At 44.2% G+C, this 21,060-nt stretch carries 18 protein-coding genes; 6 read left to right on the plus strand and 12 right to left on the minus strand.

What is annotated here, in order from left to right; all coding sequences use genetic code 11:
• Positions 1-89: 89 nt before the first annotated feature.
• From QWZ04_RS02530 to QWZ04_RS02545, 4 genes are all read right to left on the minus strand, one after another.
• Positions 90-752 (minus strand): hypothetical protein, encoded by a 663-nt coding sequence (locus tag QWZ04_RS02530; RefSeq protein ID WP_290324637.1) that lies wholly within the window; start codon positions 750-752, stop codon positions 90-92.
• A gap of 143 nt (positions 753-895) precedes the next feature.
• Positions 896-2,896 carry a carboxy terminal-processing peptidase gene (gene prc, locus QWZ04_RS02535; protein WP_290324638.1) on the minus strand — a complete coding sequence of 667 codons (2,001 nt, stop codon included), beginning with the start codon at positions 2,894-2,896 and terminating at the stop codon, positions 896-898.
• Positions 2,897-2,913: 17 nt separating this feature from the next.
• Complete coding sequence (proQ, locus tag QWZ04_RS02540; protein WP_290324639.1) at positions 2,914-3,540, minus strand: RNA chaperone ProQ; 627 nt, start codon at positions 3,538-3,540, stop codon at positions 2,914-2,916.
• A gap of 99 nt (positions 3,541-3,639) precedes the next feature.
• Entirely contained in the window at positions 3,640-4,113 is a 474-nt protein-coding gene (locus QWZ04_RS02545) for a GAF domain-containing protein (protein ID WP_290324640.1), read from the minus strand.
• A 536-nt stretch (positions 4,114-4,649) separates the two neighbouring features.
• On the opposite strand from QWZ04_RS02545, the gene QWZ04_RS02550 reads away from it, so the two are divergent.
• From QWZ04_RS02550 to rsmF, 3 genes are all read left to right on the plus strand, one after another.
• A complete protein-coding gene (locus tag QWZ04_RS02550) occupies positions 4,650-5,897 on the plus strand; it encodes a paraquat-inducible protein A (RefSeq protein ID WP_290324641.1) in 1,248 nt (415 codons plus the stop codon).
• Positions 5,890-8,538 (plus strand): MlaD family protein, encoded by a 2,649-nt coding sequence (locus tag QWZ04_RS02555; RefSeq protein WP_290324642.1) that lies wholly within the window; start codon positions 5,890-5,892, stop codon positions 8,536-8,538. Before QWZ04_RS02550 ends, QWZ04_RS02555 begins: the two co-directional genes overlap by 8 nt.
• A 211-nt stretch (positions 8,539-8,749) precedes the next feature.
• A complete protein-coding gene (rsmF, locus tag QWZ04_RS02560; RefSeq protein ID WP_435433580.1) occupies positions 8,750-10,123 on the plus strand; it encodes a 16S rRNA (cytosine(1407)-C(5))-methyltransferase RsmF in 1,374 nt (457 codons plus the stop codon).
• A gap of 213 nt (positions 10,124-10,336) precedes the next feature.
• Here the strand turns inward: rsmF and QWZ04_RS02565 are convergent, their stop codons facing one another.
• On the minus strand, positions 10,337-11,170 hold the full coding sequence (locus tag QWZ04_RS02565; RefSeq protein WP_290324644.1) for a CvfB family protein: 834 nt from the start codon (positions 11,168-11,170) through the stop codon (positions 10,337-10,339).
• Between the two features lie 171 nt (positions 11,171-11,341).
• On the opposite strand from QWZ04_RS02565, the gene QWZ04_RS02570 reads away from it, so the two are divergent.
• A complete protein-coding gene (locus QWZ04_RS02570) occupies positions 11,342-12,694 on the plus strand; it encodes a hypothetical protein (protein ID WP_290324645.1) in 1,353 nt (450 codons plus the stop codon).
• On the opposite strand, the gene QWZ04_RS02575 is transcribed toward QWZ04_RS02570, so the two are convergent.
• The gene (locus tag QWZ04_RS02575; protein WP_290324646.1) at positions 12,687-13,199 is read right to left on the minus strand and encodes a PaaI family thioesterase; all 513 of its coding nucleotides are present in this window, start codon (positions 13,197-13,199) and stop codon (positions 12,687-12,689) included. The two genes, QWZ04_RS02570 and QWZ04_RS02575, sit on opposite strands and share 8 nt — an antisense overlap.
• A gap of 151 nt (positions 13,200-13,350) precedes the next feature.
• A complete protein-coding gene (locus tag QWZ04_RS02580; protein WP_290324647.1) occupies positions 13,351-14,235 on the minus strand; it encodes a putative PEP-binding protein in 885 nt (294 codons plus the stop codon).
• A 214-nt stretch (positions 14,236-14,449) separates the two neighbouring features.
• On the opposite strand from QWZ04_RS02580, the gene QWZ04_RS02585 reads away from it, so the two are divergent.
• Together QWZ04_RS02585 and QWZ04_RS02590 are read left to right on the plus strand one after the other, a co-directional pair.
• Positions 14,450-15,508, plus strand: a complete 1,059-nt coding sequence (locus tag QWZ04_RS02585) for a 3-deoxy-7-phosphoheptulonate synthase (protein ID WP_290324648.1) — start codon at positions 14,450-14,452, stop codon at positions 15,506-15,508.
• A gap of 10 nt (positions 15,509-15,518) precedes the next feature.
• Positions 15,519-16,001 (plus strand): YajQ family cyclic di-GMP-binding protein, encoded by a 483-nt coding sequence (locus tag QWZ04_RS02590; protein WP_102521398.1) that lies wholly within the window; start codon positions 15,519-15,521, stop codon positions 15,999-16,001.
• Between the two features lie 110 nt (positions 16,002-16,111).
• Here the strand turns inward: QWZ04_RS02590 and maiA are convergent, their stop codons facing one another.
• From maiA to QWZ04_RS02615, 5 genes are all read right to left on the minus strand, one after another.
• Positions 16,112-16,753 (minus strand): maleylacetoacetate isomerase, encoded by a 642-nt coding sequence (maiA, locus tag QWZ04_RS02595; protein WP_290324649.1) that lies wholly within the window; start codon positions 16,751-16,753, stop codon positions 16,112-16,114.
• Positions 16,737-17,768, minus strand: a complete 1,032-nt coding sequence (locus tag QWZ04_RS02600) for a fumarylacetoacetate hydrolase family protein (protein ID WP_290324650.1) — start codon at positions 17,766-17,768, stop codon at positions 16,737-16,739. Before QWZ04_RS02600 ends, maiA begins: the two co-directional genes overlap by 17 nt.
• 18 nt (positions 17,769-17,786) lie before the next feature.
• Positions 17,787-18,920, minus strand: a complete 1,134-nt coding sequence (locus QWZ04_RS02605; RefSeq protein ID WP_290324651.1) for a homogentisate 1,2-dioxygenase — start codon at positions 18,918-18,920, stop codon at positions 17,787-17,789.
• Positions 18,913-19,986: a 4-hydroxyphenylpyruvate dioxygenase gene (hppD, locus tag QWZ04_RS02610; protein WP_290324775.1), complete on the minus strand. Its 1,074-nt coding sequence runs from the start codon at positions 19,984-19,986 to the stop codon at positions 18,913-18,915. Before hppD ends, QWZ04_RS02605 begins: the two co-directional genes overlap by 8 nt.
• Positions 19,987-20,388: 402 nt before the next feature.
• Complete coding sequence (locus QWZ04_RS02615) at positions 20,389-21,048, minus strand: SH3 domain-containing protein (RefSeq protein ID WP_290324652.1); 660 nt, start codon at positions 21,046-21,048, stop codon at positions 20,389-20,391.
• Between the last annotated feature and the right edge of the window lie 12 nt (positions 21,049-21,060).

The following is a 21,060-nucleotide window of genomic DNA, read 5'->3' on the forward strand; positions in this document are numbered from 1 at the left end:
TTTCAACAAAAAAATCGAGGCATCAGCCCCGATCTCTATTAGGTGTCGCATATTTTCTATTTCTAACTATTTAAGTGTAGCGTCCCACACTATTTCACTCTATTGAGCACAGCATACATATCTGACGATTCACTCGCCAAGGTCAACTTATCTTCTACTAGGGTGTAACGAGAATCTTGTTCTCCATCGCGATACATTAATACAATATGGTCATCTTCGATGATATAGATCCCATCATGCACCGCTTCTATTCCTTCATTTGAAATCACGCGAAACTGAAACACAAAGTCCGGCTGTAAAATGAGATCCATCTGTCTTACATCACTGGCGAGTATGTCGTCCCCCGCCAATTGTTCACTCGTCCACTGCCCGACTAACGCATCCGGCAACCCTTTATGGAACAACACTCCATTTAAGTTCAGTTGATTGTGATTATTGTTATAGACATACACTTGCGGAGATGGAGAGTCGAGGCCTAACACTAACGTGGTTTCATCTGCTTCGTAACGCCCCTGCCAGTAATCAACACTGCTGTCTTTTTTCTGAATTTCGATAGTAAAGACGTAGTTTGATTCTAACGTGAGCCGAATAGCCAAGAAATTTTCGGGGCTGTCTAACGGCTCTGGATTAAACATATACCAGTCGCCAATCAGAAAAGGATAGTTGAACTGAGTCAGGTCAGTCTTGCTTGGTACAGCCACTTGGGTTGTACCCATGGTCAAACACGCGAGCAGTGCAATTAACAATCTCATAACAATCCCTCACTTTTCTTTAAGCGTAGGCATAGAAATGAAATAAACCCAGAAAATTGATCTATATCACATTAATTTTTGACACAAAAAAAAGCGAGCTATTAAGCTCGCTTCTTTGTTTTTGTGACCAGACTTACTGACAACTAAGATTTTTTCTCAATTAAATCAACAGTTATCGCAACTGCTTCATCGAGGTACGCATCCGGCGCTTCGTAATCTTTTGGCACATCGTCTAACGTTTTAAATTCAGGCTTATCGTCTGCTTTTTGGCGTTGGTTGATGCGAGAAAGACGTAACGCTTCTGCTTCATCTTGCTCTTGTTCTCTTGCTTTTTCATTAAGAGAAATAGAGTTATCTTCTTTTTCTTGCTGATACTTGACGATGTCTTGCTGAATAAAGCCGTATTCCATATCCGATGCAATACGTTTATCGTGCAATGTCGATAAGTAAGCTATGGTATCGGTTCTATCGTTTAGCATCGAATAGTTAGCCGGTTTGATTTTATCCCAAGGAAGCGCGTTATCTTCAACACTCTCGCCGGTTTCCTCTGGCACAATAGCCGTTGGGAATGGGATATCTGGGATCACACCTTTATGCTGGGTACTGCCACCATTGATTCGGTAGAATTTTTGGATAGTATACTGAACATAACCAAGCTCTTTATCAAAAAGATCGTAGATATGATTCAAAGAACGGTGTTGTTGCACGGTTCCTTTACCAAACGAGTTCTCACCTAATACAATAGCGCGGCCATAATCTTGCAGAGCCGCCGCAAAAATTTCTGATGCAGAAGCACTATATCGATTAACCAAAACTGTTAATGGACCTTGGTAGCTGATCTGACCGTCGGTATCACTATTTTGTTCAATACGACCATAACTATCACGAACTTGAACAACTGGACCACTTTCAATAAATAGGCCCGTCAATGCCGTCGCTTCACTTAACGCGCCACCACCATTGTTACGTAAATCAACCACTATGCCGTCTACGCTTTGCTCGTTCAGCTCGGTGATCAGTTTATCGGTATCTTTAGACAAGCCGACATAAAAGCTAGGTACTTCTAACACACCGATTTTTTTGCCGCCTAGTTCAACAACTTCTGACTTGACCGCTCTATCTTCTAGGCGGATCTTGTCTCGAACAATAGTGACATCGTAACTTTTAGCACCTTTCGCTTCAGGAAGAATTTCAAGGCGAACTTTAGTGCCCTTTGGCCCTTTGATTAATTGAACGACGTCATCAAGACGCCAGCCAATCACGTCGACCATCTCTTCTTTGTCTTGAGCAACACCGATAATCCGATCGCCATCACCTAGCTGCTTGGTTTTAGCCGCAGGGCCGCCAGCAACGGTTGAGCGAATGACGGTATAGTCGTCGATCATTTGTAATACAGCGCCAATGCCTTCCAAAGACAAATTCATTTCTGATTGGAATTGTTCCGCATTACGAGGAGAAAGGTAACTGGTGTGAGGATCCACTTCACGGGCAAACGCGTTCATATACAATTGGAACACATCTTCACTTTTGGTTTGTGAGATTCGTTTCATTGCATTGTTATAGCGTTTTTCCAATGTCTCTTTGATTTCAGACCAATCTTTACCGGTCGTCTTCAAATTAAGTGCATCGTACTTAACTCGTTTACGCCACAGTTCGTCTACTTCAGCCTGGTTTTTAGGCCAGCTTGCTTCACTGCGGTCAAGTTGCATGCTTTCTTCTGCTTCAAAAGTGATTTCTTTATCGAGAAGTGTCAGTGCGTACGCAAATTGATCGAAACGTCGTTCATTTGCCAGATTATAGACATCAAACGCGACGGCATTATTTCCAGACTTAAGTTGGTCGTCTAATAGCACGGACCAATCTTGGAAAGAATCGATATCGGCTTGAGTAAAAATGTTCTTATTGTAATCAAGCATTTCTATGTAACGATTGAAGATCGCTTCAGAGAATGCATCATTAAGACTGAAATGCTTATAGTGAGAGCGGGTTAAACGCGATGTTATGCGTTTGCTCGCGGTGGCATGTTGAGTTTCAGGAACAAGCTTCGTTAAATCGGCTTTTGAGAGTTTGGCTTCGAGAGCCTGCGCTGACGCTGCCAAGCAAAAGCTGGCAGCGATCAGTGTCAGTTTAGAACGACATTTCATGCGTAGGATTATCTCCTTTATGCGCGCAAGTGCTCCGATTTTACAACCATTTGCAGGCCGTTATTCAGTTGCACACGCACATCATCCTTATTAATTTCTACGATAGTAGCAGCCATATTTCCTGTACCCATGTTCACGTTTACTAAGTTACCAACGATCATATCGCTAGACTCAAGAGGACGTGTAGGTGCTGCTACCTTTTCTTGTTTAGGTTGTGCTTTTGGCTTCGCGCGACGCGGTTGTTGAGGTTTAGCGGCTTTCTTCGCTTTGCCTTCTTCGCGAGCTTTCTCAGCTTTTTCTTTACGACGAGCTTGTACGCGAGCTTTACTTTCTGCTAATGCAGTTTTCGCGTGTTCTACGTGTTCTTCTTCTAGAACGCCACAATCGTTACCATCTAGGTCAACACGAACTGCGTTAAGTTTTACACCGTGAAGATAGCGCCACGAAGACGTGTATTGTCTAAGTGCAGCACGAAGCTGAGTTTTACTTACTTTTTCATCTTCGCTTAAACGTTCAGCGAGATCTTGAAAAATGCCAATTTTTAGTGGCTTAGCTTCACCTTCTAAAGTAAAGCATTTAGGGAAACATTCAGCAATGTATGCGATAACTTCTTTGCTGTTTTTTAACTTTTCAGTGTTTTCCATGTGGATTCCTGGTTGTTGCGAGCCTTCTCGCAGGGTGTTCATATAAATATTTGGCTATTATAGTGAGATGACTAGGAAAAACCACAACCAAGTAACAATTTAATCCTTGTTCGCATGGGAATTGAGCATCTTTTCAACTTCCAGCATCATTTTTGTCAGCCCAAGCTCGTCAAGTTCGCTAAATCGGCCAATTTTAGGGCTGTCAATATCTAAAACCCCAACAATTTCATTATTGATGCTAAACGGGATCACTATCTCAGCGTTACTTTCGGCGTCACAAGCGATATGCCCTTCGAATTCGTGTACATCGTGTATTCTCTGTACTGAGTTCGTCGCAACAGCCGTCCCGCAAACCCCACGCCCGACCGGTATGCGATTACACGCAGGTTTTCCCTGAAATGGACCGAGAACTAATCCCCCATCACGCATTAAGTAGAACCCAACCCAATTAAGATCGGCAAGTTCCATGTTAAGTAACGCACTGATGTTCGACAAATTAGCTATCAGATCCGTTTCATCTTCTATGATCGCGATGGCTTGTTTTGTCAGTGTTTGGTAGTTCACTTCTGTCATTTCCGTTTTATCCTTAAATTTCAAGTCTCGCCGTTGCATTTATCCACTCAATGAGGGGTTCACTAAATAGACGCTTTGCTATTCGTTGCTTGGCTAACATCAACTTTCATTAGTGTTCGCTCTCCAGCCAACTTATGTTCCACTATTAGCGATTATTGGTGATTAACTCAAGGAAAATTATGTGCTTTCCTGCTATCGGGCCTTAATAAAGCACTAATTGTACATTTAGCCATCATTTATCATGTTCATTATCAAAGAATGGTCAGAGCACTTAAATTAGAGAAGTCGCGACAAGTCATGATAAAATAGCCTTTGAGTTACAAGTACATATACAGTATTAACTGTTTTCAGGCATAATATCTTGCTTCCTTATAATTAAGGACGCAAACCCCGTCACTGTCCAGCAGCAGGCAATAAGGCCTCGCTATTGCTAGAATAGTGATAATCGTCATTAAGTGTAATGTCGTAATTACGACAACAGGTAGCGGTAGATGGTTCAAAAGAACAGTCACTATATAAAGAAGCAGATTCCCTAAATGGGTGCTTTAGTCGATCACGCACAATCTCCTAGTAAGATTCGCCTATGCCAAGGGTGCGAGTTGCCTATTGACCAAATTAAGGTTCCAAAAGGGTCGAGCGCCTACTGCCCGCGTTGTAATACTCAATTGTACCGAGGCGGAGACAGAACGCTCAACGGCGATCTTGCTGTTGCTATTGCATGTTTACTGCTGTTTGTGCCTTCTCATTTCTTCCCATACATTAGTATTCGCCTATTTGGTGTTATGATCCCAGCAACCCTACCGAGCGGTGCCTTTGATCTGATGCGTGACGGATTCGGCTCACTCGGCTTATTAGTGCTGTTTTGTACGTCCATCGCGCCCTTTATTGTGTGTTCGGCGGTTTTGTTGTCTCATTTGTCCTTACGCTTTCGTTGGTTCAAACCGCTCCGGTACTCCTTAGTAACCATTCACTACTTTAAACACTGGATGATGCTCGATGTATTCCTGGTCAGTATCGCTATTTCCTGTTTCAAACTGCAAGAATACGCAGATATCGTAGTTGGATGGGGCTTAACTGGCTTGATCTTACTTCAATTGACCACCATCATTTTATTGTCCCGTATCAGCGTCAGACGCTACTGGGAAGCATGGAAACCTGAAGACAGTTATGTATGTGACAGCAAAGAAGTACATTGTCACAATTGCCACCTATCTCAGCCCAATGGTACGCAGTGCCACCGCTGTCATCACAAGCTATACCACCGTAAACCAAATTCTATTCAAAAAACGTGGGCTTATTTGATCGCCGCATCTATTGCGATTATTCCCGCGAATGTGCTTCCTATTTCAATATTACTGACCAACGGCAAGCGACTTGAAGACACCATTTTCTCTGGGGTCGCGTCGTTGGTAAAAAACGATATGCTCGGCATTGCGGCCATAATCTTTATTGCCAGTATCGTGGTACCAGTGGCTAAAATTCTCGGGCTTGGCTATATCATGCTCGCAATACAATTTAAAAGGCGTTGTTTTCATAAACAACGAATGACCATCTTTTTTGCAGTGAAATGGATCGGCAAATGGTCTGTTATGGACTTGTTTGTTATTTCCATCATGATGACATTATTAGACCGGGGTCAAATTCTTGATTTTACCCCGGGCTACGGCGCTATTGCTTTTGCTATTGTGGTGGTTCTCACCATGTTAGCGGCAGATAGCCTAGACCCTCGACTGATCTGGGATAATTACCCCAACTCAAAACGGACTTCAAACAATAATGAGTAGTAACGAAATCCAACAAGGCTCATTTTCTCCTAAAGTGAAAAAAGAGTCTGGCTTATCCCCTTTGTGGTTATTGCCTATCGTCACCATCATCTTAGCGGGATGGCTGGTTGTAGGTGCCATCAATGATGCCGGTGAACGCATTCAAATTCACTTCTCGGATGCGCAAGGGCTCATCGCAGGCAGAACCACCATTCGCTATCAAGGGCTTGAGGTGGGTATGGTGAAAGACATCAAATTAGCTGACGATCTTGAAAGTATCTTTGTCGACGCCGACGTCTACCCTGAGGCCACCAAGTTACTCAGTGATGAAACACGTTTCTGGTTAGTCAAACCCACCGCCAGTTTGTCTGGCATTTCGGGGTTAGATGCTTTGGTGTCAGGTAATTATATTTCAATCCACCCCGGAGGAGAGATATCAGACAGCGCTAATAACGGCAAAACCGTCTTTCAAGGTTTAGATCATGCACCTAGCGACTTACTAGCCAGCGAAGGAACCAACATTATCTTGCGTTCTACTGAGCTAGGTTCCATTTCGATTGGATCGCAGATCGTATACAAGAAAATTCCTATTGGGGAAGTATACGGATACCAATTAGATGAAGATGCTAAATCAGTCGAAATCAGAGCCTTCATTGAAGATGAATATAAGTCACTAATTTCAACCAAAAGTCGTTTTTGGAATGTCAGTGGCATCGGTGCTCATATTGGTTTTGGCGGCGTAGATGTCCAGATTGAAAGCTTAAGTGCTATGTTAGGAGGCGCGATAGCCGTAGATTCGCCAGATGAAGGCGAACCATTACAAGAAGGTGACGAATACAAACTGTATCCAGATCTCAACACTGCGGGCCGCGGCATACGAATTAAAGTCATGCTACCTAATGATAACAAGATCAACACCAACGGCGCGCCAGTCATGTACAAAGGCATAGAAGTTGGCCAAGTAACCGACGTTCAGCTCTCAGAAGACAAGCAGCACATCATCGCCTTTGCTTCGGTGCAACCAAGCTTTGTGGATACCCTAAATACAGGCACGCGATTTTTGCTAGAAGAGGCCAAACTGTCTTTAACCGGCGTAGAAAACCTCGGGAACTTGGTGACAGGTAACTTCCTAACGTTAGTTCCTGGCGAGGGAGAGAAAGCCCGTACATTCACGGCCATTCGTAAAGACGCCTTACTACGCGAACAAAATGGTTCTTTGCCCATTCAGCTGATTGCCGACAGTTCATATGGTTTGGAAGCCGGTTCTAACATCCATTATCGCGGTTTGCCTGTTGGTTCTATTTCCGACATAAACTTGGTTGATGAACAAGTGGTCATCGATGCCTTGATAGATAAAGCTTATGCGCGGCTGATCAAAAGCAAAAACCGATTCTACATATCTGGCAACATCACCGCAGATTTAACAGACTCAGGCATTAGCGTACATGTGCCACCGGCTAAGCAAATTTTGTCTGGTGCGATCAGCTTTACTAGTGACGGGGTCACTAAACCAAGCGATTCTTACCAACTTTTCCCAAGCCAAGCACTTGCGGAATTGGCCAACTTTAATCAGTCTGGTTCGCACACCTTAACTATTTTTAGCCAAAGCTTGCCGTCTGTCGCCGAGGGCAGTCCGCTACTCTATCGAAACCTGCAAGTTGGTAAGGTTTCAAGCTACGCACTGAGTAAAAATGGTGTGTTGATTAAACTTAAGATCAACAACCAATACAAGCACCTACTGTCCAACAATACCGTATTCTGGAATTACTCAGGCATTAAGGTAAAAGCAGACTTAAATGGCGTAGACATTACTGCAGCGCCTCTACTTAATATGATCAAAGGTGGCATTGCATTTGATTCTTTAGAAGGCATCGAGAATAAAGAACGTAACCATTGGAAACTGTACAACAGCTACGATGAAGCAAAAAAATACGGCAAGTTGATCACATTAACCAGTGATCATAATGCATCGATAACTACAGGAATGAAGTTGAAATTCCAAGGGGTTCCCGTAGGTGAAGTCACTGCGGTCACGCCAAATTTCCATCAAGAGAATGTGTCTATCTCTGCTCGAATTCTTCCTCAGTACGTTAGCCACGTTGCAAAAAATGACAGCCACTTTTGGATCGTTCAACCACAGGTTGGTATCCGCGGTGTTAAAAACATTGAATCTTTGCTTGGCCAGTATATCCAAGTTGAGCCTGCTGGGACAAAAGCAAAATACACCTTTGAACTTGAAAATAAGAGCAAAGCAACCAAAGGCAAGGTCTTCTTTTTACAAAGCCCGAGCCGCTCGTCTTTAGCTGAGGGAACGCCTATCCTGTTTAGAGACATCGAAGTGGGCCAAGTGACTAACGTGACTCTAGGCGACCTATCGGACCGCATCATCACGACTATTGAAGTCGCGCCAGAATACGCTTACCTCGTTCGTGAAAATACGTTGTTCTGGAACGTATCCGGCGTTGATGTTTCTATAGGTTTAACCGGCGCAAAAATTAAAGCAGGCACCGTAGACAGCATCGTCCGCGGCGGCATTGAGTTTGCAACGCCAGACACAAACCCACTCAAACCGATTGCTGATGCAAACCAAGCTTTCTTACTTCACGAAGCAAGACAACCTGAATGGAAAGAGTGGCGCACGATTATTCCAAAGCCTAGATAAGCGGAAGGCGCGAGGCAGAAGGCTCAAATTAAACAACCGACTAGTCACCTCAGTCAATAAGCCTTAAAATATCTAATAGAATGCAGCCAGCTAGGCTGCATTTTTTTTTGTATCAGTTAGAATTAGCGCCAAATATACCTTTTCGAGTACCGTCACTTTGCACCAGAATATTAAATTGCCAGACGAATTCCTCCGTCAGATCGAAGAAACCATGCCTAGCCACCTCGACATGGATGAGTTCATCGCGTCTTGCAAACAGCCGCTTCGCCGCAGCATTCGTGTGAATACACTTAAAATATCGGTAGAACATTTCTTAGTGCGTGCAAAAGACAAACAGTGGACACTGAAACCAGTGCCGTGGTGTGATACCGGATTTTGGATTGAGCGTAGCGAGGCTGATAGCGTTCCGCTAGGCAATACGGCCGAGCACATGGCTGGATTGTTTTACATCCAAGAGGCCAGCTCTATGATGCCCGTTACGGCTCTGCTGTTAGGTAATGAAGCAAAGTTAGACCGTGTATTAGACGTGGCCGCTGCACCTGGCTCGAAAACAACCCAAATTGCCGCCATTTTGAATAACCACGGCACCTTAGTCGCCAATGAGTATTCCGCCAGCCGAGTAAAAGTACTGCACTCAAACATTCAACGCTGTGGCGTGAGAAACGTTGCCCTAACCAATTTTGACGGTCGCGTATTTGGTGGATGGCTACCTGAACAATTTGATGCCGTTTTATTAGATGCCCCCTGCTCTGGTGAAGGTGCAATACGCAAAGACGCCGACGCCATGGTCAATTGGAGCCGTGAATCGGTTTTTGACATCGCAGCGACGCAAAAAGACTTAATAGAAAGTGCCTTCCAAGCACTAAAGCCTGGTGGCATCATGGTGTATTCAACCTGTACCTTGAACCTTGAAGAAAACCAGCAAGTGTGTGAACACCTAAAAGAAACGTTCGGTGACTCGGTAGAGTTCGAACCCCTCACCGATTTATTCGAAAACGCTAGCGCCGCTGCCACTGCTGAAGGTTACTTACACGTCTACCCACAAGTATTCGATAGTGAAGGCTTCTTCGTTGCGCGTATCCGAAAACACACTAGCGTTGAAACACCTAAAGTGAAAAAGCGCCTAGGCAAATTCCCATTTGAAAAAGCCAATAAGAAAGTAAGTCTAGAAGTCGCTGAAAGCCTGTTCAAAACACTTGATATTGCCATGCCAGAACAAAGCCAAGTCTGGCTGCGCGACAAAGAAGTGTGGTTGTTCCCAGAAACACTGGAAGAACTGATTGGTGAAATTCGTTTTTCTCGAATGGGCGTTAAACTGGCAGAAACTCACAAGCATGGTTATCGCTGGCAACACGAAGCCGTTATGGCGCTGGCAACCGGCCTGGAGGCAAACTGCGTCTCTTTATCTATTGATGATGCGAGAGAATGGTACATGGGCCGAGATGTACGCCCAGAAAACCTTTCAGGCAAAGGCGAAGTCATTGTAAAACTGGCTGATGACGTGATCGGACTTGGTAAATGGGTAGGTAACCGAATTAAAAATGGCCTGCCAAGAGAACAAGTTAGAGACGTCAACCTATTTTAGAAGCCCTCGTTCTGCTTTGTAGATACGAAAAGGCACTAGATATGGTGGTAAATGAGTCTGGCTATACTATGCTTAATTATAAATGCACTTTGTTGTAAGTGAATTTTATAAATTTAACAGCAATTAGCGCAGACTCTTAATTAAGAGTCTTTCCCCTAGCCCGGAACAGGTATCGTTCTGGGCTTTTTTTATCAGGGGGTTGGCAAACGCAACTTAAACGAGGCGTATGCCCTCTTTATCAATAACGATCTTACCTTGCTTGTACAAACCACCAATGGTTTTCTTGAACGTACCTTTACTTGTACGGAATACAGAGAAAATCGCGTCTGGGCTAGACTTGTCGTTTAGAGGTAAGAACCCGTCTTTCTTAGCGAGTACGTCTAATACACGCTCACTAAGATCGTCCATTTTCGCTGTACCAATTTTTTGCAAAGACAAATCAATCTTGTCGTCTTCACGTACTTGGCGGATATACCCTTTCAAGCGTTTACCAATGAACAGCTTACCAAACACATCCGAGCTGAAAATCATGCCCCAATGTTCACCGTTAACGACCGCTTTATAACCCAGATCACTGCGCTCAGCGATGATCAAGTCAACTTGTTGGTTTTGCTCGTAGTTAACAGGCGTATTATCCAACCATTTGTTGAACTTAGTAGTACCCACAATACGGCCTGATGCGGTATCTGTGTATACGTAAACCAAGATCTCTTGGCCTTCTACAAAGCGAGTGCGTTGCTCACTGAATGGAACCAATAGATCTTTCTTATCGATACCCCAGTTAACAAAGACACCCGTACTGTTGACGCCAACCACTTGCATTAATCCCCATTGGCCAACTTCGGCAATAGGCTTTTCCGTTGTGGCACACAGCTGGTGATCAGAATCGAAATATAAGAAGACATCGAGTGGCTTGCCAACTTCTGCCTCACTCGGCACAAACTTGTTCGGCAGTAAAACAGTGCCATAGTCATCTGCATCTAGAAACACACCGAAATCCGCTTTACGGACTACCTCAAGGGTATTAGTTTGACCAATTTTAATCATGCTTTTGTTACTCATCACAAATTTGGAAGAGATTATACGTTAACTCTGGTATTCTTGCTGAGGAAAATCGACTTATTATTCACTGTAGAAGGTAATATCTTACTTGCTGTTCCCGAGACTCAATTCCCATCTGTACTTTCTCACCACTAATTACAAAGCAAAGGTGATGTCGTGATCAACGTTGAAAAACAAGATGCGCTTACATTAAAGATAACGCATGTAATGCCTGCTTCGAAAAAATTGGATTTTGAGTTTGCGCTGTTTGTTCCCGGAGACATCCCTTTAAGCCCTATCGTGTTATCAGAAAAGGACTTTTATTATGGCGCGATGAGTGAAAAGCGGGCCTACTACAGTGACGAAACACTATTGCCTTTAGTGCATGCTCGTTTAGCAAAACGTGGCCTACTCTCTAACAACCAATATCGTGTCAGTTTGAGCTTATTCGCCTACCAGTATGTTATTGCGTTAGACAAAGCCGTCGACGAGCTAAATCAAGAAAAACGCGACACTGTAACGGAAGAAGAAATAGACGAGGTGCTTGAATTATCATTGGATATTCTGAAGCGTCTTCGTCGTGCTATACCTTACGACGAAACATTAAAACGCTATTATGCCAACATTGATAACTATTTGTCGTGGTATACCGAACAGCACTTTTTGTCATTGGTTGCGCACCTACCTCGTGGTGGTGACTATGGTACCGTAAAGCAACGCTTAATCGTCTTGTGCGAGAAAGAAAAAGCACACCGAGAGCTAAACAAATACAACTCCAAAAAAGCACGTGAAGACATCACTCGAATGTCGAACAAAATGCGCTTATTGCGCCGCCTTATCGAATACCCAATCTTATTACGTAAAAAAAGCGCGACCATGGGTAACAACATGATTAGGGCAGTCAAAGGCATTGCCACGGGTATCGTGATGTTGTTTGTAACCACCACCATGTTAATGGCACGAGATTACTTGGGCGAGATCACCGCTTCATTTATTTTAGCCATGTCGGTTGTGTACGCGTTTCGTGAAGTGTTTAAAGATGACTTAAGAGAATTAATGCTTCGTTGGATACGCAAAGGCAAACCAAAATGGCGCGCTCGCTATTTTGACCCGAGCACGAATAAAGTCGTTGGGAAAAAAATTGAATGGTTAGATTACACTAAGTTTAGCAACCTACCCTATCAAATGCAGGCAATCAGAAAGCACCGCGTGTCTCAGCGTGAAGAGCAAATATTGCATTATCGTTGTCAAACCGAAATGACAACAACCCTATTTATGAGTGGCTATGAGCAGACGCGTGAAACCTTAAACATCAGCTTAGCGCAAATTGTCCGTCTGATGGAAAAAGGTTCAAACCGAATCTACCAACTCAAAGATGGGCAAGTAAGTAAAGAGTCGGTTGAAAAACGACATCTGCTTAACTTAATCATTAAAGAAGACAATCATCTAGGCGAAGAAACTTATTATCGCTGGAAAATTGTCGTCAATCGTTCAAAAATTGTCGATATTGAGAAAATAACCATTAAGTAACGCTATTAGCAGACTCAGTTGCTTTGTTGACGCCCACAGCTTTCAAGGACAGAACCAAATCGAATTCAGCCATTGGTTCTTCCCCGTGAATACTTGGGCAAGTCGCTACGATCCTAACCGCTTCATTGACTCGTTCGCCGCTTGCAAACGTATCATCCAACATCTTGTCGATTTTACCACCATCGACGCAGGTAAAAATAACGTCAGCTTCCGGGCGCTTTAGAAACTCCGCACTCACGCCTTTAAACGCAAGCGAAACCTTGCCACCACGTTGATCCGCTTTGTGCATGGCCATAAATCCACCCGCTACATCTGCACCCACAGCCAATGTGCCAAAATACATACTATTAAGGTGGTTCTTAGTGCGACGACGCAACGGAATTTTCACGATGACTTTCTCATCATCCAATTGAAGGATCTTCGGCCTACATAGCCAAATGAGGGGAACCTTAAAGAATCCGAACAGATTCAGGTACAAATTTGATTTTTGAAGAGAAGAAAGCATAAGTCACCTACCTAGACATGTCAGACCAGTTAAATTGATATGCAACCTCAAGTCAACACTTCATTAACAAATAAACGCGACAATGTGAACCTCTACAGGGTTCACACGGTCGCGCTATTGGAATAAAGTCGAATTATAAAGAATTAACCTATTACATTGTAATGAAACAAGATATTTGTTTCTCAGCCAATTTTTCTTGCAATTTTGGGTAGTTAACTAGCTCATCACAGATCGCCAATACTGGCTTATTCAGTGTTTTGGCGTTTTTTGTCACCAGACTAATAAGCTCGATAACAGAATCATTTTGCGGATCAAACAATTGGCCCACTTCTTCATTCTTGCGGTCGACACCCAAGGTGAACTCCGTTAGCGTATCGATGTTGATTGCGACACCATCAAAGTATTGCAACAAACGCTCAGAAAGCAGTGCGGACGACGGCAAATCACAACCGTAAATCACCTTAAGCTTGTTCAAACCACGTGGTAGACCTTGCTCTGCCAAACGATCGATCACTTTAGCAGCGTCACTCAGTGAACGAACGAACGGGACGATGATTTGAATATCGTGGTCTTTAGCACGTAACTGCTTAATGACTTCACACTCCAGTGCAAAAGCCGACTTATAAGCACTGCTCGCAAATCGAGATACGCCTCTTAGCCCCATGGCCGGATTTAGTTCAGATAGCTCAAACCCACCGCCTAGTAATGCACCAAAACTGTGGCTATCTGCATCACTTAAACAAACACGAATCGTTTTGTGGTGAGGAAGAATAGAACCCTCAATGGCACCAACTAATGTCTCAACAAAGTGGCTATTGAGTTCCGCCCCCGCCAATACACCCTCTAAGGTCATTTGATCGCGTTCAGACAGCTGGGTTTGGTCATCAACCAAGCTTGGATGATAAAAGATGATCTCTTGAATCAAGCCAGATAAAAACACTGTCAGTTCATCAGACTGATGAGGTTGAGAATAAGCAGGTAGAACATCACCTAAAACGAGATCGGTGTGCATCGTTCCTTGACTTGCTGTAGACATGATTTCTCCATTAATCGATTGATATTGTTTCTTTTCATCGAAAGTAACACAACCTTTTGCAAATTCGAATCATAATCTGATACTAATCCCGCTATATTCTGACTAAATTATTAATCGATTTAACTAAGATTTAAGCCTGATCAGATAATCATGGTTTATTCCACGGCCCATTTCCGTTATCTTAACGCCTTTGCAGTAATAAGCAGGCGCGAAAATGCCATTAAAAACAGATGAATTAAGAACCCAGCCTCTAGGCCCAATGCCAACTCCCGCTGAATTGGTTCAAGCTCACCCTATCACGGACGATGTTGCAGAAAGAATTGCTCAATCTCGCCGCCAAATTGAAGCTATTCTAACTGGCGACGATCACCGTCTTCTCGTTATCGTTGGCCCATGCTCGGTGCACGATACAGAAGCCGCACTTGATTATGCTCGTCGCTTAAGCAACATCCAAGACCAATACAAAGACGAACTCTTCATTGTTATGCGCACATACTTTGAAAAGCCTCGTACCATTGTTGGCTGGAAAGGGCTAATTACCGATCCAAATCTAGATGGTTCTTACGCATTGGAAACTGGTCTAAACAAAGCACGTAAGTTACTGCTTGATATCAACAAGCTTGGTTTAGCCACCGCGACTGAGTTTCTAGATATGATCACAGGCCAATACATTGCGGATTTGATTACTTGGGGTGCCATTGGTGCACGTACCACTGAATCACAGATTCACCGTGAAATGGCCTCTGCTCTTTCATGCCCAGTGGGTTTCAAAAATGGCACTAACGGCAACGTGAAAATCGCCATCGATGCGATTCGTGCAGCCAAAGCGCAGCATTACTTCTACTCGCCAGACAAACACGGCCGCATGACCGTTTACCGCACCGCAGGTAATCCGTTTGGTCATGTTATTCTTCGTGGTGGCGATACAGGCCCGAACTTTGATAGCCAGTCTGTCGCGAATGCTTGTGAGCAACTTGCGGCTGTCGGCCTGCCAGAACGTTTGGTTGTCGACTTCAGCCACGCGAATTGCCAAAAGCAGCACCGTAAACAGCTTGAAGTCGCACAAGACATTTGTGACCAAATCCGCGGCGGTTCTCATCAGGTTGCAGGCATCATGGCAGAAAGCTTTATCGAGGAAGGCAATCAGCCAATGAACGACCTTGATAACCTTAAATATGGTTGTTCGGTAACCGATCCATGTTTGAGCTGGGACCATACCGAAGAGATGCTAGATATGTTAGCATCTGCAATCAAATTTAGAACTCAAGCATAAGGACAACTTCATGCCTTCTTTTGATATTGTTTCAGAGATCGATACGGTCGAACTGCGTCACGCTGTTGATAACGCAAACCGTGAAATTACTACTCGTTTTGATTTTCGCAACGTGAAAGCAACGTTCGAATTAAAAGACGAAGTCGTAAAATTATCTGCTGAAGCTGATTTCCAACTTAAACAAATGCGCGATATCTTACGTGGCAATTTGACTAAGCGTGGCATTGACGTTAATTCAATGGAATCTCAAAAATCGGATGCGTCTGGCAAGCTTTGGAACCAAGACATTCAGTTTAAGCAAGGCATCGATGCCCCAATGTCTAAAAAGATCGTCAAAGCGATCAAAGATGCGAAACTGAAAGTACAAGTTTCGATTCAAGGTGAAAAAGTACGCGTTACCGGTAAAAAGCGTGACGACCTGCAAGGCGCTATTGCTCTGCTTAAGCAAAGCGAATTAGGCCAACCGTTCCAATACGAGAACTTCCGCGATTAATCGTGTAAGCCAGCTCAAAATATTAAAGGAGATCATATGATCTCCTTTTTTCTTTCCACAATGGCCAAATCACCGCTGTTTACTTTATTAACCTGCTTTGTTAACCAAGCCTATTGACCTGCGCTCGAAGGAACCGCTCGCTCAAAAGACGCCAATGATAAACAGTTTTGTTCAATCTCACTCAGCCTCGGAAAGTGCGTCATATCCAAGTTAAAACGATGAGCATTATACAATTGTGGGATCAAACAACAATCCACAATAGTGACAGCGTCACCCAAGCAGTACTTACCTTCATAGCGAGATAACCGTTCCTCAAGCGGTATAAACCCTTCGATTAACCATTTGGTATACCATTGCAGCTTTTGCTTTTCATTGGTTTCAAACTGACTATTTAACTGTTTCAATACCCGTAAATTATTGAGTGGATGGATGTCGCAACAAATATCCAGTGCCAACGATTTAGCTTCAAAACGCAATGCTCCATCTTGTGGGATTAACCGCACAGAGTTGGGCGAAGCTAATTCATCTAAGTATTCAATCATCGCCAATGACTGGTGCAATTTCAGATCGCCATGTTCTAGGCAAGGCACTAATTTACTCGGGTTCAGATTGGCATATTCAGGCGTAAGCTGTTCATCCGCCCCTGGTGCTATGTTCACCGCTATCTTTTGGTATTCGAGCCCTTTCACCTCCAGCGCAATACGCACCCGGTAACTCGCAGAGGAACGCCAGTAATCATAAAGGGTCAGCACCTACCACCTCCTGCTCTATTCGGCCAAAAATAGAGTCGCCGTTTTCATCCAGCATCTCAATCGCGACAGTGTCACCTATTTTCATGAATGCCGTCGAGGGAGAGCCTGCTGAAATGGTTTCTATCATGCGTAATTCCGCAATACACGAATAACCAACGCCGCCTTGATCAATGCTTGAACCATAGTCGGTATCTTGCTTATTTGAGACAGTGCCCGAACCAATAATGGTGCCCGTACACAAACCACGAGATTTCGCGGCGTGCCCCACGAGTGTTGCGAAATCGAACGTCATGTCTTGCCCTGCATTCGGGTAACCAAACAACGCCTGGTTATAGTAACTTCGAAGTGGCAAATGCACCTTATTACCGTGCCATGCCAGCCCTAACTCATCCGGCGTTACGGCTACGGGAGAAAAGGCACTAGAAGGTTTAGACTGATAAAACCCAAACCCTTTCGCTAATTCATTAGGAATCAAATTACGTAAAGAGACATCATTAACCAACATCATTAAGCAAATCGACTCTTGTGCTTGACGGTGAGATGCACCAGCATGAAGATCTTTGGTGATAACCGCCACTTCTGCCTCAAAGTCTAAGCCCCAATTACTGTCCGCTAATGGAATGTTTTGCCTTGGGGCTAAAAATGTATCAGAACCGCCTTGGTACATCAGTGGGTCTGTCCAAAACGACTCGGGTATTTCAGCTCCCCTTGCTCGTCGTACTAACTCTACGTGGTTCACATAGGCTGAACCATCAGCCCAGTGGTAGGCTCGCGGCAGCGGAGACAAGCATTTGGTTTGTTCAAATAACGAATAGTCATCAGCATTGCCCGTCTCACACGCTTGATTCATGGTGACGTACATGGCTTGCAGTTGAAAAGCGTGTTTGTCCCATTCATCCAGTAAAGCCTGCATTGTCGGGACAAGATTAGACACGTTCAAACAACGCGACAAATCGCGAGATACAACCATCAGTTGACCATCTCGTGTACCATTATCGTAAGTGGCTAGTTTCATGTTATCTCCCTTGTTAAGTCAAACACGCGTTTTCCAACTGTTTACATACTCAAGATTCTCGACCTTTTTAAACGCCTCAGTCACCGTTAATGACTGACGGGTGTCTATCATGACCGCCACTTCGTCAGTAAATTTCTTGGTGTATTGTTGCCCCGCGGCGAATGCTTTAGGGTGAGGCCCGTGAGGAAAACCCAGAGGGTGCAAGGTCACGCTGCCCGGTTCTATTCCATCTCGGCTGAAGAAATCCCCTTGATGATAAAAGAGCACTTCATCGTAATCGTCGTTACTGTGATAAAACGGCACTTTAAGTGCGCCAGGGTCGCTTTCTATAGGCCGTGGTACAAAGGTACAAATAACGAAGCCGTTGGCGACAAAGGTCGTGTGGGCTGAGGGCGGTAAATGATATCGGTGAGACATTAAAGGACGTATGTCTCGCCAATTGAGCCGAACCACACTCAAGTCACCATGCCAGCCAATGGCATCCAACGGATTAAATGGGTAACTCACCGTGGTAACACGACCAAAACGTTTAATGAGAACCTTAGTGGGCTGCTCACTATATTGCGCCTTAAACGTGTCGTTAATTTGCGGCACATCCAAAACTGCCGGGTCAAATACCGCATGTTGGCCGACGGAGCCTCTATCGGGTAAGCCATAACTGCCCTCGGTGGCTTCTATCATGAGCACAAACAACGGCTCTACGACTTCCAAGCGCCAACTGGTAGAGCGAGGAATCACCACATAATCGCCCTCTTGGACGCTCATGTGACCATAATCACTAAACAGTTCCGCTTTCCCTTGATGGATAAACAACACATCGTCGCCATCGGCATTTCTTACTAAATCAGACATCGACTCAGTTAATGTCCAAATACGAATTTTGCAGTCGCTATTTTCTAACACATTTGGCACGTTCCATGGGCAGACGCTATCACTGGCTTCAAGCTTGGTACAGTCAAAGCTGTGTGGGCGTAAATCCCCTTCCCAGTCGTGCCAACCCGTAGGAGCGTGTTGATGATGGAAATGACTCGCCGCACCAAAAAAACCACTGCGTCCAGCTTCACGTTCATACAATGCCTGCTCTGGAAAATCCGCATGGGCTTGGCGCGAACAGGTGCCTTGCCGGATAGGGAACTGAAAAGGTTTATGCATCGTCCAGTACCCCTCGGCGTATTTGATCTTCCTCGATCGATTCAAACAAAGCTTTAAAGTTACCCTCTCCAAAACCCTCGTTGCCTTTGCGTTGAATTATTTCGAAAAAGACCGGGCCAATTACGGTTTGAGTAAAGATTTGTAGCAAAATACCGTCTTTCATTGGCGCCCCGTCTATCAGTACTCTTAAGCGTTTCAGTTGTTCAAGATCTTCACTGTGTCCCTCTACGCGTTCATTCACTTTTTCATAATAGGTATCTGGTGTCGGCATAAAGTCCATACCACGGCTGCGTAGCGTCGAGACGGTTTGATAAATGTCGTCAGTTGTCATCGCGATGTGTTGGATGCCCTCGCCGTTATATTCACGAATAAACTCTTCAATTTGCGATTTATCATCGGAAGATTCATTGATGGGAATTCGAATCTTGCCACAAGGTGCGGTCATGGCGCGGCTAACCAACCCTGTGAGTTTGCCCTCTATGTCGAAATAGCGGATCTCTCTAAAGTTACCGATACGCTCGTAAAATCCAGACCATACGTCCATCTGCCCTTGCCTGACGTTATGGGTAAGGTGGTCTATTTCATACAAACCCACACTGTGTTCGGCCACTTTTTGCTTGTAGTCACGATAGAAAACAAAATCCACATCGTAAATTTCATGGTCACCATAACGGTCAACAAAATAGAGCAAGCTTTCCCCCACGCCATAAATAGCAGGAATGCTGAGTTCCATCGGCCCGATTTCTGTTCGATATTCGGTACCTCCGTTGTTTAACGCCTGCGCCATTGCCACATTGGCATCTTTAACACGAAATGCCATACCACAAACTGACGGGCCGTGAAGCTCGGCAAATTTCTCGGCTTGACTGTGCGGCTGCGCATTGACAATAAAATTGACGTCACCTTGTCGATACAACCACGCTTGCTTTGATCGATGTTTGGCGACTTCCGTAAAACCAAGCTGAAAGAAAAGAGTTTTAAGCGCTTCAATCCCTTGTGGATCCGCGGCGGTATACTCTACAAACTCAAAACCGTCTGTGCCTAAAGGGTTCAATCCATCCATTATTATCTTTCCTTTTATCAATGTTGAAAGCGGAGTTCTAAGGGCTAAGTTCTAAAAGCTAGGTAGAGCTATGAGCGAGAAGCTTTGGGCTTAGTATTTAATACTTAGCTTTTAGCACTTCGCTTTTAGTACTTAACTCTTACTACTTTGCTTTTAAAAAAATGGACGGCAGCAGGCAAAAAGAAAAGTTTCGATCGTCAATTGAGAAAGATGAGCATTACGCATCTAGATGTAAATAAAATGTTACAAAAAAGGAAGGGCGAGATAAAAGGCTGGTTTAAAAGATATTTATTAAGGCAGCATGATATGAAAATTGATACTTGCTGTAAAAAGCAGCCAATGAATTCGGCTGCTTATATTAATGTTTTTAGTAAAATGGGCGTTACACAGAATCTGTCACAGCGCCTATTGTGAAAAGACTTCTTTCGTTTCGGTATCAAGATAGATTTTGTCGTCTCTTTCCAACCCTCCACAATAGGTGTAATACACACTTCGTTCTGAGAATACCGTAGACACGAGCCAGCCTTTGGTTTGGGCGAAATCATCATCAGTACATTGCCCGGTATCGATTAACTTTTGCGATACACTCATAAACACATCGCGGTGATCCATAAAATCGTCGGAATGTTTGATTTTTATTTCTAATCGACCAGAACGTACCTGCGCCATATTACTTGGAACTTCATCGGCCAAGAAATCGGTGGAAACCCACTGAGCCAATTCGCCATCCACAAACTCAATATACTCACTGATTCGTGCCCAGCCCTCTTTCACCTCTAGCACATCAACCTTGGTACCAATGTCTAACACGGTGGAAATACGGCCTTGGCTATTGGGTTCTCGTCTTACGTTTAAGCTGCTCGAGGTAACGTAATATTCCCCCGGTTTCATTGTTTCTTCTTTTTGCATAATGGCACCGAGGTCAATCCCGCCCTCTGTTATGGGCGCGTCCATCTCTTTTACTGGTTCTTCGACCACCTCTTCCGCCATCATAATGAAGAAATAATAGTACGCGCCGCCACCTGCTAGCGCTAAGATCACAATTAATATCAATAACTTCTTCATCGCTTCGCCTCT

It is taken from the genome of Vibrio tapetis subsp. quintayensis, from assembly GCF_030409945.1.
GTDB classification, from domain to species: domain Bacteria; phylum Pseudomonadota; class Gammaproteobacteria; order Enterobacterales; family Vibrionaceae; genus Vibrio; species Vibrio quintayensis.

Coding starts and splice junctions, on each gene's coding strand:
- QWZ04_RS02530 (WP_290324637.1), bottom strand. CDS start 752: ATGAGATTGTTAATTGCACTGCTCGCGTGTTTGACCATGGGTACAACC.
- prc (WP_290324638.1), bottom strand. CDS start 2,896: ATGAAATGTCGTTCTAAACTGACACTGATCGCTGCCAGCTTTTGCTTG.
- proQ (WP_290324639.1), bottom strand. CDS start 3,540: ATGGAAAACACTGAAAAGTTAAAAAACAGCAAAGAAGTTATCGCATAC.
- QWZ04_RS02545 (WP_290324640.1), bottom strand. CDS start 4,113: ATGACAGAAGTGAACTACCAAACACTGACAAAACAAGCCATCGCGATC.
- QWZ04_RS02550 (WP_290324641.1), top strand. CDS start 4,650: ATGGGTGCTTTAGTCGATCACGCACAATCTCCTAGTAAGATTCGCCTA.
- QWZ04_RS02555 (WP_290324642.1), top strand. CDS start 5,890: ATGAGTAGTAACGAAATCCAACAAGGCTCATTTTCTCCTAAAGTGAAA.
- rsmF (WP_435433580.1), top strand. CDS start 8,750: ATGCCTAGCCACCTCGACATGGATGAGTTCATCGCGTCTTGCAAACAG.
- QWZ04_RS02565 (WP_290324644.1), bottom strand. CDS start 11,170: ATGATTAAAATTGGTCAAACTAATACCCTTGAGGTAGTCCGTAAAGCG.
- QWZ04_RS02575 (WP_290324646.1), bottom strand. CDS start 13,199: ATGCTTTCTTCTCTTCAAAAATCAAATTTGTACCTGAATCTGTTCGGA.
- QWZ04_RS02580 (WP_290324647.1), bottom strand. CDS start 14,235: ATGTCTACAGCAAGTCAAGGAACGATGCACACCGATCTCGTTTTAGGT.
- QWZ04_RS02585 (WP_290324648.1), top strand. CDS start 14,450: ATGCCATTAAAAACAGATGAATTAAGAACCCAGCCTCTAGGCCCAATG.
- QWZ04_RS02590 (WP_102521398.1), top strand. CDS start 15,519: ATGCCTTCTTTTGATATTGTTTCAGAGATCGATACGGTCGAACTGCGT.
- QWZ04_RS02600 (WP_290324650.1), bottom strand. CDS start 17,768: ATGAAACTAGCCACTTACGATAATGGTACACGAGATGGTCAACTGATG.
- QWZ04_RS02605 (WP_290324651.1), bottom strand. CDS start 18,920: ATGCATAAACCTTTTCAGTTCCCTATCCGGCAAGGCACCTGTTCGCGC.
- QWZ04_RS02615 (WP_290324652.1), bottom strand. CDS start 21,048: ATGAAGAAGTTATTGATATTAATTGTGATCTTAGCGCTAGCAGGTGGC.